The sequence below is a fragment of the Aquitalea aquatica genome (assembly GCF_013911085.1).
GTDB lineage: Bacteria > Pseudomonadota > Gammaproteobacteria > Burkholderiales > Chromobacteriaceae > Aquitalea > Aquitalea aquatica.
Genome location: NZ_JACERN010000047.1, coordinates 1 through 11,662 on the forward strand (window position 1 = coordinate 1; position 11,662 = coordinate 11,662).

The 11,662-nt window shown below is 61.4% G+C and carries 12 protein-coding genes; 6 read left to right on the plus strand and 6 right to left on the minus strand.

Features of this window, described 5'->3' with window-relative positions; all coding sequences use genetic code 11:
* Window positions 1-393 precede the first annotated feature (393 nt).
* The 6 genes from H2Z84_RS20595 to hda all read right to left on the minus strand — a co-directional run bounded on the left by H2Z84_RS20595 (window position 394) and on the right by hda (window position 4,982).
* Window positions 394-828, minus strand: coding sequence for a hypothetical protein (locus H2Z84_RS20595; RefSeq protein WP_181837646.1), 435 nt, complete (start codon window positions 826-828; stop codon window positions 394-396).
* Window positions 825-1,766 (minus strand): Nudix family hydrolase, encoded by a 942-nt coding sequence (locus tag H2Z84_RS20600; RefSeq protein WP_181837647.1) that lies wholly within the window; start codon window positions 1,764-1,766, stop codon window positions 825-827. Before H2Z84_RS20600 ends, H2Z84_RS20595 begins: the two co-directional genes overlap by 4 nt.
* Before the next feature lie 34 nt (window positions 1,767-1,800).
* Window positions 1,801-2,679: a DMT family transporter gene (locus H2Z84_RS20605; protein WP_181837648.1), complete on the minus strand. Its 879-nt coding sequence runs from the start codon at window positions 2,677-2,679 to the stop codon at window positions 1,801-1,803.
* Window positions 2,676-3,554 (minus strand): ATP-binding protein, encoded by an 879-nt coding sequence (locus tag H2Z84_RS20610; protein WP_181837649.1) that lies wholly within the window; start codon window positions 3,552-3,554, stop codon window positions 2,676-2,678. The genes H2Z84_RS20605 and H2Z84_RS20610 overlap by 4 nt, the downstream gene beginning before the upstream one ends.
* 67 nt (window positions 3,555-3,621) lie before the next feature.
* Window positions 3,622-4,308: a histidinol-phosphatase gene (locus H2Z84_RS20615; RefSeq protein ID WP_181837650.1), complete on the minus strand. Its 687-nt coding sequence runs from the start codon at window positions 4,306-4,308 to the stop codon at window positions 3,622-3,624.
* Complete coding sequence (hda, locus tag H2Z84_RS20620) at window positions 4,305-4,982, minus strand: DnaA regulatory inactivator Hda (protein WP_103524711.1); 678 nt, start codon at window positions 4,980-4,982, stop codon at window positions 4,305-4,307. The genes H2Z84_RS20615 and hda overlap by 4 nt, the downstream gene beginning before the upstream one ends.
* 303 nt (window positions 4,983-5,285) lie before the next feature.
* Between hda and purM the strand changes: the two genes are divergently transcribed.
* The 6 genes from purM (at window position 5,286) to grxD (ending at window position 11,355) form a co-directional block, all read left to right on the plus strand.
* A complete protein-coding gene (purM, locus tag H2Z84_RS20625; RefSeq protein ID WP_124644703.1) occupies window positions 5,286-6,323 on the plus strand; it encodes a phosphoribosylformylglycinamidine cyclo-ligase in 1,038 nt (345 codons plus the stop codon).
* 97 nt (window positions 6,324-6,420) lie between these two features.
* Window positions 6,421-7,050 carry a phosphoribosylglycinamide formyltransferase gene (gene purN / locus H2Z84_RS20630; RefSeq protein WP_103524713.1) on the plus strand — a complete coding sequence of 210 codons (630 nt, stop codon included), beginning with the start codon at window positions 6,421-6,423 and terminating at the stop codon, window positions 7,048-7,050.
* A 15-nt stretch (window positions 7,051-7,065) separates the two neighbouring features.
* Complete coding sequence (locus H2Z84_RS20635) at window positions 7,066-8,226, plus strand: DUF3108 domain-containing protein (protein WP_181837651.1); 1,161 nt, start codon at window positions 7,066-7,068, stop codon at window positions 8,224-8,226.
* Window positions 8,227-8,231: 5 nt separating this feature from the next.
* Window positions 8,232-9,485 carry an RsmB/NOP family class I SAM-dependent RNA methyltransferase gene (locus tag H2Z84_RS20640; RefSeq protein WP_309545504.1) on the plus strand — a complete coding sequence of 418 codons (1,254 nt, stop codon included), beginning with the start codon at window positions 8,232-8,234 and terminating at the stop codon, window positions 9,483-9,485.
* Between the two features lie 106 nt (window positions 9,486-9,591).
* Window positions 9,592-10,950, plus strand: coding sequence for a chloride channel protein (locus tag H2Z84_RS20645; RefSeq protein WP_181837653.1), 1,359 nt, complete (start codon window positions 9,592-9,594; stop codon window positions 10,948-10,950).
* A gap of 93 nt (window positions 10,951-11,043) precedes the next feature.
* Complete coding sequence (gene grxD / locus H2Z84_RS20650) at window positions 11,044-11,355, plus strand: Grx4 family monothiol glutaredoxin (RefSeq protein ID WP_103524717.1); 312 nt, start codon at window positions 11,044-11,046, stop codon at window positions 11,353-11,355.
* Window positions 11,356-11,662 lie beyond the last annotated feature (307 nt).

Here is an 11,662-nt window from a genome sequence, read left to right on the forward strand (position 1 = left end):
GGAGCCTGAATAACCGGCCGCGCAAATCACTCGGGTTTAAGAAGCCAAGCGAAGCATTCTGGGAATGTTGCTTCAATCTGGATATCAGAATTCCAAGCACCGTTGCACTTGGCCCTTGAAACCGCCGGTACTTTCTTTTGGCGAAGCAAAAGTAAAGTACCTCGACGGCGGGGCGAGACCCGCGAAGTTGTATTTGCCTTTGATGTTTAAGGGCTGCTGTTGATACACAAAGGGCAAGAATCCGCTCACACGGATGATGGTTTTGATGCCGCTTCCGCGCGGCGAACGGGAAGGAGCGCTTACCTAGCCAAGCCCTAACAGCCTCAGCCCAACCCCATTCCCTCAACAAAAAAGGCCCCTTCCGGAGCCTTTGCATGCTGAACCGCACCAACACTACTGCGTCTGGAATGGCAGGCTGTAAGCCTTGTCGCCCAGATGCAGGGTAGCCGTCCAGTGACGGCTACCGGTGGCGCACACCGGCAGGGTGATGCGCGCCTGCCAGTTCGAGCCATCGGCCACAAAGCGATAGCGGTTGAAACCCATGTCCATGTCGGCCATGGCAAACTCCACCGCAGGCTGCTCGACCTGTACCCCTTCCAATCGCAGCGTAAAGGGCTTGCCGTTTTCCGGCGTGCTGACAAAGTACAAGCTGCCGCCATCCGGTAGCGCGCAGCGCCCCTGGCCAATATTGCAGGCCAGCAGTTGCGGCAGCACCGGCTGATTCTTGTGCTGCAGATACCACCACACCAGCCCGCCCTTGATCGCCGCCAGCAGCAGCAAGGCGCTACCGATCAGCAGCAGTTTTTTCTGTTGGGCATTCATCGTCATTGCCAGGCTCCACGCATCAGTGCCACACCATGCGCGCCATGCTGGCGCGCGGTTTCCAGATCCTGAGCCTGCAACCCGCCCAGCGCATACACCGGCAGCGGAATGCCGCCGGCCAACACTGCCGCAAAGCCTTCCCAGCCCAATGGCGTGACACCGGGGTGGCTGGCCGTAGGCTGGACATGGCCGAGCAAGGCGTAATCCAGCGCCAGCTCACCAGCCAGTTGCAGCTCGGCAGCGCTATGCACCGATGCCCCGACCCAGGCAACATCCGGCCGCTGCTGCAAATGCCGCAAACGCGGACCACTCAGATGCACGCCGTCCACCGGCCAGCCCTGCAGCCAGTCCGGGTCGGCATTCACTACCACCTTGCCACCACGCTCATGCACGATGGCAGCAACTTCAGTGACGAATGCCTGTAGCTGCTGCTGGTTCATGTCCGGTTCGCGCACTTGCACCAGCCCGTATGCCGGGCCGTCGGCCAATGCTTGCAACTGGGCGGCCACGCCGATTTCGTGGGCGCAGGTGATGGCGTACACCGCGGGTAATTGTAGTGATTTCAGTATCGGGCCATTGGCCGGCAGCATGGGCTCGACACTGGTCTGGCCCGGCTGCTGCCAGGCAAACTGCTGGCTCTCTTGCGGCTGCGGCTGGCCCTGCCAGTCCCACACGCGGAAAAAGCGCAAATGAACCGAGGCATGCTCGTAGTGATGCACTCGAGTCAGCCAGGGTGTGGCCTGGGTCACAGTGATGGCCATTTCCTCCTGCAACTCGCGCGCCAGCGCCTGTAGCGCGCTTTCGCCCGGCTCCACCTTGCCGCCGGGAAACTCCCAATAACCGGCATAGGGCTTGCCCTGCGGCCGGCTGCCCAGCATGAAACTGCCATCCGGGCGCATCAGCACGCCGGCCACCACTTCGATGATCTTGTTGTCAGAATGCATGATTTGTCTTGTCAGCCCATGTCCTGGTCCGCGGTTAATGCTTCGCCCTGGCCACCACCACGCCGCTGGCGATAATCAAGGCCCCGCCCAGCCAGGTGCTCATACCCGGCATTTCGGCAAAGAAAAAATACCCCAGCGCCGCCGCCCACAGCAGGATGCTGTACTCCAGCGGTGCCACGGCCGATAGCGGCACATCGCGCAGCGACAGGGCATTGACGAAGTTGGCCAGACCGCCGCTCAAGCCCAGCAACAGCAGCACCAGCCAGTCGGTCAGCCCCGGCCACTGCCAGTCGCCGCCCATGCTGATAGCGCTGAACAGCAGCATGATCAGCGTACCCAGCATGGCAATGGTGGCCGGGCTGTCATGGGCCGACAGCTGACGGGTCAGCAGTGTGGCCAGGGCATAGGACAAGGCCGAGGCCACCGCCAGCAGGCTGTAGGCATTGAACTGCAGGCCGGACAGGCCGCACACCACCATGACCCCGATCAGCCCCAGGCCTACCGCCAGCCATTGCCGCCGCCCCACCTGCTCGCCCAGCCAGAACAGGCCCAGCAGCAGCATGAATATCGGGTTGGCCAGGGTGATCACCGTCACCGTGGCCAGCGGCAAATGCCGCAGCGCCATGAAGAAAGTCACGATGGTGACCATCACCACCACCCCGCGTAACAAATGCCGCCAGGGGTGGGCGGTAGCCAGCAGGCGCACTGGCGCACTGCTGTGGCGCAGCCCCAGCACCAGCAAAATGGGCAGGGCAAACAGCGAGCGGAAGAAGATGATCTCCCCCACCGGATAGCCATGGGTCAGCCATTTGGCGCTGGCATCCATCACGGCCAGCAGAAAAATGGCCAGGCTGTACAACAGGATGCCGCGTGTCCGGTGTGGCGACGAGGCCGCCACGCTGGCTACACTCACTTGCCCAGCTCCGCCTTGCGCTCGCGCGCGCTGCGGCCGGCCCAGTCATTGGCAAACTGCCAGGCCACGCGGCCGGAACGGCTGGCGCGCAGCTGGCTCCATTGCAGGGCGGCGCGCTCGGCCTCTTTATCCATGGGCAGGGCAAAATGCTCCAGCCAGGTTTTCACCGCAGCCAGATAGGCATCCTGATCGAAGGGATAAAACGATAGCCACAGGCCGAAACGGTCGGACAGCGACACCTTTTCCTCGATGGCTTCACCCGGATGAATTTCACCATCGCTCACCCAGCCCTCGCGGTTTTCGCTGTGTTTTTCCGGCATCAGGTGGCGGCGGTTGGAGGTGGCATACACCAGCATGTTTTCCGCCCGGCGGGCCAGGCCACCATCCAGCGCCGTCTTCAGTGCCTTGTAGGCATCATCGCCATCTTCGAAGGACAGATCATCGCAAAACAGGATATAGCGCTCCTTGCGCTCGGCCACCAGCGCCATGATCTCGGCCAGATCGGACAGATGATCCTTGTCCACCTCGATGATGCGCAGGCCCTTGTCGGCAAACTCCGGCAGCAAGGCCTTCACCAGCGAGGACTTGCCGGTGCCGCGCGCACCGGTCAGCAGCACATTGTTGGCAGGCTTGCCCTTGACGAACTGGCGGGTATTGCGCACCAGCAGCTTGAGCTGGTTGTCGATATGGGTCAGCCGTGCCAGCGGCAGGGTGTGCGGCTCGTTGACGCCCTCCAGCCAGCCGGCCATGCCCTGCCGCCGCCAGCGATAGGCTGGTGCGCTCCAGTCAGGCTCGGGCCGGGCCGGTGGCAACAAGGGTTCGAGACGGGCCAGCAGGGCTTCGGCGCGGGCCAGAAAGGCTTCAAGTTGCTGCATGTCGTTCTCCGGGCAAAAAAACAGGCTGGCACTGCGGCCAACCTGTGCGGACGGGATGATGGCAGGCTCAGCCGCGCAGGCTGATGATGGGCCAGCCCTGCTCCTTGGCATGCAGGCGCAGGGTATCGTCCGGGTCTACCGCTACCGGGTTGCTGACAATGGACAGCAGCGGCAGGTCGTTGTGCGAATCGCTGTAGAAGAAGCTGCGGCCATAGCTGGCCAGGGTCTGGCCACGCTCGGCCAGCCACATTTCCAGCCGGGTGATCTTGCCGGCCTGGAAGCTGGGCACGCCGGTGTGCTTGCCGGTGTAGCGGCCATCCGCGGTCTGTTCCAGCTCAATGGCAATCAGGTGTTCTGCATCCACGCCCAGCTCGGCCGCGATGGGGCCGGTAATGAAGCGGTTGGTGGCGGTGATGATCAGCACTTCATCGCCCTGCTGGCGGTGCAGATTGAGCAGATCGCGCGCGGCTTGCGGAATGATGGGGCGGATGTGCTCGTCCATATAAGCGGCATGCAGCGCGGCCAGCTCGGCATTGTCGTAACGGGTGAGCGGCTCCAGCGCGAATTCCAGGTACTCGCCGATATTCAGCGTGCCGGACTTGTACTGCTCGTAGAAATGATTGTTGCGGTGGTCGTAGTAGGCCTGGTCGACAATGCCGCGCTTGATCAGGAAACGCGGCCATTCGAAATCGGAGTCGCCGATCAGCAGGGTATTGTCCAGATCAAACAGGGCCAGATTGCGTGCTTGGGTCATGTGTCGGAAGAACTCGCGGTTTGCAAAACGTTTTTCACCAGCGGCACGGTGATGGGGCGGCGCAGCGCCAGCGAATAGCGGTCCAGCATGTCCAGCATGCCGATCAGGCTGGACAGGTCGCGCCGCCAGTGGGTAAGCAGGTAACGGAAGACATCGTCGGCAATCGCCAGCTGGCGGTTGGCCGCATGGGTACGCAGCGCGGCCAGCTTGTCGTCGTCCGACAGCGCTTTTACCTCCAGCACCAGTCCCCAGCCCAGCCGGGTGCGCAGGTCGTCACGCACGGCAGCGGCCATCGGCGGCTTGCGCCCGGCCATCAGCAGCCGGCCCTCGCCACTTTCCTTCAGCGAGTTATAAAAGGAGAACAGGGTGATCTGGTCGTCCGGGGCCAGGTCGTCAACATGGTCCACGGCGATGAAGCTGGCTTCGCGGGCGAAATCGGGCAGATGCTCGTTCTGGCCATCCAGATAGATGGAGGCGCGCCCCAGCCGCTCGGCGTGGGCAATCCAGGCTTGCAACAGGTGGGTTTTGCCGCTGCCCGGCTCGCCCCACAGATAGATGAAGCGCTCGCCATCCTCCGCCGTGAGGGCGGTAATCACCTCGCGGTTGCGCTGGGCCAGAAAATTATCGAAAGCCGGCAGCGGAGTGGGGGTCAGGTCTAGTACTAGCTGGTCCAAGAGTAAGGTCGTGTGGGCCGATTGAAGTCAGACGGTGATTTTACGCCGAGATGGCCTGTTGGCGAAACCGCTGCATGCCATTAGTTTGCCGATTCCAGGCGGATAAAAGCCTGTCACAGCAGCCCGGCACGGCATGGCAGGCCCTGCACAGGGGCGGGCCTGGGCAGCGGCGATGGCGCTTTCTGCGGTGCCATTGCAAATTAAGCGCGGCTTTCTGACAGAAATTCAGTTAAAATACAGTGCTTTCGCATCAGCGAAAGCTTGACGTGAAAATACTTCAAGTTAGCAGAAAGCGAGTTTACCTTGAGCACCCAGTCCCTCAGTTACCGTGATGCAGGCGTGGATATCGACGCCGGCGACGCGCTCGTCGAAAACATCAAGCCCTATGCCAAGCGCACCATGCGCCCGGAAGTTCTCGGTGGTATCGGCGGTTTCGGCGCACTGGTGGAAATTTCCAAAAAGTACAAAGAGCCCGTCCTGGTATCCGGCACCGATGGCGTGGGCACCAAGCTGAAACTCGCCTTTGACTGGAATCGCCACGACACCGTCGGTATCGATCTGGTGGCCATGAGCGTGAACGACATCCTGGTTCAGGGTGCCGAGCCGCTGTTCTTTCTGGATTACTTCGCCTGCGGCAAGCTGGACGTACCGCAAGCCACCGACGTCATCAAGGGCATTGCGGCTGGCTGCGAACAAGCCGGTTGTGCGCTGATCGGCGGCGAAACCGCCGAAATGCCGGGCATGTACCCGGTAGGCGAATACGATCTGGCCGGCTTTGCCGTCGGTGTGGTGGAAAAGAGCCAGGTGATCACCGGCCGTACCATTGTCCCGGGCGACGTGGTGCTGGGTCTGGGTTCCAACGGCGTGCATTCCAATGGCTACAGCCTGGTGCGCAAGATCATCGACCGCGCCCAGCCGGACCTGGACGCCGCCTTTGATGGCGACAAGAGCCTGCGCGATGCGGTGATTGCCCCCACCCGCATCTATGTGAAGCCCCTGCTCAAGCTGATGCAGACCCTGCCGGTTAAAGGCATGGCCCACATCACCGGCGGCGGCATCACCGAAAACACCCCGCGCGTACTGCCGGACAATGTTGTCGCCCAACTGGATGCAGGCAGCTGGGAGCTGCCCAAGCTGTTCCAGTGGCTGCAAAAGGAAGGCAATGTCGACAGCCAGGAAATGTACCGTACCTTCAACTGCGGCATCGGCATGGTGGTGATCGTGGCCGAAGAGCATGTGGCCGCCGCCACCGCCCTGCTGCAGCAGGAAGGCGAAACCGTACACCGCCTGGGCAGCGTACGCGCCCGCAACGGTGACGAACACCAGACCCAGATTTCCTGAGCCTGGCAGTGACAGCAAACGGCGCCGCTAGCACTGCTGGCGGCGCCTGTTTTTTTACCGGCAAGCAGCATCGCACCTGCTGTAAACATATGTACCCATGAAGAATATCGTCATCCTGATTTCCGGCCGTGGCTCCAATATGCAGGCCATCGTCGAGGCCAATATCCCGGCGGCACACATCGCAGCCGTGGTGTCCAATCGCCCCGACGCCGCTGGCCTCGCCTGGGCAGCAGAGCGGGGTATCGCCACCGCCGTGGTGGACCACAAGCAGTTTGCCAGCCGCGAAGCATTTGATGCACAGCTGGCGCAAGTGATAGACGGCTATCAGCCCGATCTGGTGGTGCTGGCCGGCTTCATGCGCATCCTGACGGCCGACTTCACCCGCCGCTACGAAGGCCGCATGCTGAATATCCATCCTTCGCTCTTGCCCGCCTTTCCCGGTTTGCATACCCATGCACGGGCGCTGGAGATGGGCTGCAAGGTAGCCGGCTGCACCGTGCACTTTGTCACCGCAGAACTGGACCACGGCCCCATCGTGGCGCAAGGCGTGGTGACACTACAGGACAACGACACTCCGGACAGCGTGGCCGGCCGGGTCTTGCAGCTGGAACACCAGCTCTACCCGGATGCCGTACGCCGCTTTGTGGCTGGCGAGCTGAAGATTGTCGATGGCAAGGTGGCCTCACCCGCCCAGCCGGCCGCCAGCCTGCTGGCACCTGCGCCCTGAGTTGTCGGTCACGGCATGAAATCATCGCTGTGGCTATTCGTCCTGGCCCTGCTGGCTTCCCTGCTACTGCATGTGGCCATGCTGGGTTCCGGCCTGCTGCCGGAAACCGCGATAGAATTGCCGCCCGATCAGGCCCTGCGCAAGATCGATGTAAAAATGCAGGCGCTGCAACTGGAGCAGCCCGCACCAGCAGCCACACCGACTGCCAGACTGCTATCCGGCGGGCCGGCAACGGCGGCAGCAAGGCACAAGACAAAGCGCAAACGCGATGCCTCGGCAGCTCACGTCAAAGCGGAGCAAGCACCACCCGCAGAGCAAGCGGCCGAGACGGAAGACGCCAGCCAGCCGCTGGCCGAACAGGCCAATAGCCACCAACAGGAAACAGCCAGTGCACCGGCTGCTGCTCATGCCGAGAAGACCGACAAGGCAGACCAGCATGAGCGTGTAGTGGAGGCCAGTGCCCCGGCTACCACCGTGGCGGAAAGGCCGGCCGGTTATCTGACACCGGCAAGCGCGCTGCATCGTTTCCCGACGCAAGCCCAGCTGGGCTACCAGACCTTCTATAACGGAGCGATGGTCGGCACCGGAAGCCTGAACTGGCAACATGGTCCGAACAGTTATACGCTGGAGATTCGCTTCAACCCGGTTATCGGCGGGAATCGGCGCTATCTTTCACAAGGGCAGTTAAACCAGCACGGCCTGCAGCCCGATAGCCTGCAAGCCTGGGTAGGTCATGAAGCCAAGGAGTCCGCCCGCTTTGACTGGGCAGGCGGCACACTGCACTTTGGTGATCAGGGCGACAAGGAAATCGCCCTGCGCACCGGTGCACAAGATGTATTCAGCCTGGCTTTCCAGCTGGGGCTGAAGGGCGGCCAGCTTGGCTCCGCCCCGTTACAGATCACCACCGGGAAAAAGGTCTACGACTATCCGATGACCCCCAGTGGAGAAACCGATTACGACACCGGCTCCGGCAAGATCCGGGTGATAGTGTTCCGCGCCAAGGGCGAGGATGACATCACCGAATTCTGGCTGGCTCCGGATTTCGCCAACCTGCCGGTGCGCATTTCGCGCACCGACAAGAGCAAGCGGGTAGAACTGCGCGCCGTGCTGATCAATATTGACGGCACCGAGCAATGGCGCCTGCCCGCTCGCCCCATGACCCGGAATAATCATTAATGAATATCAGCCATAGCCAACTGAAACATATCGAAAACGTCATCGGCCAGATGATCCGCTTTGACCGCCCGGCCGACGCCGTACTGTCGGCCTACTTCCGTGAAAACGTGAAGCTGGGTTCCAACGACCGCCACCTGATCGCCGAAACCGCCTTTGGCTGCCTGCGCCGCCTGATCCAGTTCCGCGCGCTGATCGCCCCGGAAAAAGCCAGCCCGCGCCGGCTGGCCATGGTGGCACTGATGCGCCTGCAAAAACTCAATATCAAGGAACTGGCCGACGCCACCAGCGCTGGCGAGCGTGAATGGCTGGGCAGCGTCAAGGGCAAGCAACTGGAAGACAACCTGTCCATCGCTGCCGAACTGCCGGAGTGGGTGATCGAACGCCTGGCAGAACAAGACCCCAAGGAAGTGCTGGCACTGGGCCTGGGCCTGATGGAACCGGCACCGCTGGATCTGCGCGTCAACACCATGAAGATGAAGCGCGACGAAGTGATGGACCGCCTGCGCGCCGACGGCATGCCGTGTGAGCCCACGCCCTACTCGCCCATCGGCATCCGCCTGCAAGACAAGCCGGCGCTGTCCAAGTACGAGCTGTTCAAGTCCGGGGTCATCGAAGTGCAGGATGAAGGCAGCCAGCTGCTGGGCCTGATCACCGGTGCCCGCCGTGGCGAAATGGTGGTGGATTTCTGTGCCGGTGCTGGTGGTAAGACCCTGCTGCTGGGTAACCAGATGGCCTCCAGCGGCCGTCTGTACGCCTTTGATGTATCGGAAAAGCGCTTGGCCAACCTCAAGCCGCGCCTGGCCCGCTCCGGCCTGTCCAATGTGCACCCGCAACTGCTGGCACATGAAAACGACAGCAAGGTAAAACGTCTGGCCGGCAAGGCCGACCGCGTACTGGTGGATGCACCGTGTTCCGGCCTGGGCACCTTGCGCCGCAACCCGGACCTGAAATTCCGCCAAAGTCCGGAAAGCGTGGCCGAGCTGAATGTGAAGCAGACTGCCATCCTCGCTTCCGCTGCCCGTCTGGTCAAAGTGGGCGGCCGTCTGGTGTACGCCACCTGCAGCCTGCTGCCGCAGGAAAACCGCGACATCGTCGAAGCCTTCCTGGCTGCCCACCCGGATTTTGTCCTGCTGCCGATGGATGAAGCGCTAGCCGAACAGAAGATCCCGCTGCAAATTGGCGACTATCTGGAATTGAAGCCGCACCTGCATAATTCCGATGGTTTCTTCGCTGCGGTTCTGGTCAGGAAAGGTAATTGACCTTATCATCGAGTATTAGCAAAGTCGAAAATACCGTTTCATCTCGAATGATTCGCAACACGGCTTTGCTGCTCTCTCGATAAACCGCCACGGAGTTCCCTCCCCCATGTCCGACACCAGAGTCGCCCGGCGCCTGGGCCAGCACGGCCTGCGCGCCAGCCGCCGCCTGAGATATCTGTACTTGTCCATGGCACTGTGGCGACGGCGGGCTCCGATCTGGATTGCCGCCATTCTGATCGGCCTGGTGGCGGCGGTGTTTGCCAATGGCAGCCATCTGTCGCACGAGCTGTTTTACCAAATATACGACCAGTCGCCCTTCTGGGCCCTGCTGATCACCCCGGCCGGGCTAGGCTTGTCGGTATGGCTGCTGCGCACCTTTTTCGATGGAGCCGGCGGCGGCGGCATCCCGCAAACCATCATCGCCATGCAGCCAGGCATGCACGCCTTGCGCGCGCGCATTCTCACCATGCGCGCCGCCGTGGGCAAGATGGTATTGACGCTGATCGGCGTGGGCTGCGGTTCCACCATGGGCTACGAAGGCCCTATCGTACAGGTGGGGGCGGCCATCAAGTATTCACTCAATCGCGAAGCCGCCTTGCGCCATGAGGGCGTGGCGCGCAGCTTTATCCTGGCGGGCGCGGCAGCCGGTGTGGCGGCGGCCTTCAATACTCCGCTGGCCGGTATCGTGTTCGCCATCGAGGAAATGGGCCGCACCTTCGACCAACGCGCCAGCTCCACCATCCTGCTGTCGGTGATTCTGGCCGGTATTACCGCCATTGCGGTACTGGGCGACTACAACTACTTCGGCGTGGTATCCGTAGCGCTGGATCTGCGCTCGGGCTGGATGGCCATTCCGGTGTGCGGCATCATCGGCGGCATCATTGGCGGACTGACCTCGCGCGCCATTCTGGCACTGGCGCATCACCTGCCCGGCCCACTGCACGGCTGGCGTATCAACTATCCCATTCTGTTTGCCATCGCCTGCGGCTTGCTGCTGGCCGTTATCGGCATCGCCAGCGATGGCATCACCTTTGGTACCGGCTATTTCCGCGCCAAAGAGATCATCGAGGGGGGCGGCAGCAGCATGCAGGAATACGGCATTCTCAAGCTGGTTTCGCTGATCATCACCTATATCAGCGGTGCCCCCGGCGGCATGTTCGCCCCCTCGCTGGCAGTGGGAGCCGGCTTTGGCCTGAACATCTCGTTGCTGCTGCCTTTCTTGCCGCAGGCGGCCATGGTGCTACTTGGCATGGTGGCCTTTTTCTCTGGCATGACACGTGCACCGATGACCGGCTTTGTCATCGTGATGGAAATGACGTCTTCTTCATCCACCATGATCATTCCGCTGATGGCTACCGCACTGATGGCGGCCAATGTGTCGCGCTTCATGAACCGCCATGCCTTGTACGACGGGCAGGCCGAAATATTCTTGCGTCAGCTACGCGCACGCAATCAGGCAAATTGACCGGCGCAGCCGGCTTACGTACAATAACCCATCATTTCAGTCAAGTATTGAGGGCAAACCCGCTGTTTGCCCGTTCACCGCAAGGAATTCCTCATGGATACCCAGGACATCATCAAGCAGACCGTTACCGAAAACCCGGTTGTGCTGTTCATGAAAGGCTCGGCCCAGTTCCCGCAGTGCGGCTTCTCCTCGCGCGCGGTCCAGATTCTGAAAGCCTGTGGCGTAGAAACCATCAAGACCGTCGACGTGCTGCAAGACGCCGAAATCCGTCAGGGCATCAAGGAATTCTCCAACTGGCCGACCATTCCGCAGCTCTACGTAAAAGGCGAGTTCATCGGTGGCTCGGACATCATGTACGAAATGTATCAGTCCGGCGAATTGCAGGAAGTACTGCAAGGGCTGTAAGCCTCGCCAGCCATGATAAAGAGAGTAAACCCGGCTCCAGCCGGGTTTTTCTTTGCCAACATAGTCAATCCCTACACGCATGAGCAGGTGTGATACCCGGAGTGGCTTACCGGCATGAAATCACTTGCCCAGCCGCCCCTTGCCCCGCCTTCGCCACAAACCCATACATGATCGGGTCGCGCAGGCCACATCGGCCAGGCCATCCACCCTGTTTTTTTAATGACACCACGACAAGTTGATACCCACTGTCGTCAGCCTGTCTTACAATTCAGCAATCAGCGCACTACTGGCAGCCCTCTGCCCTATC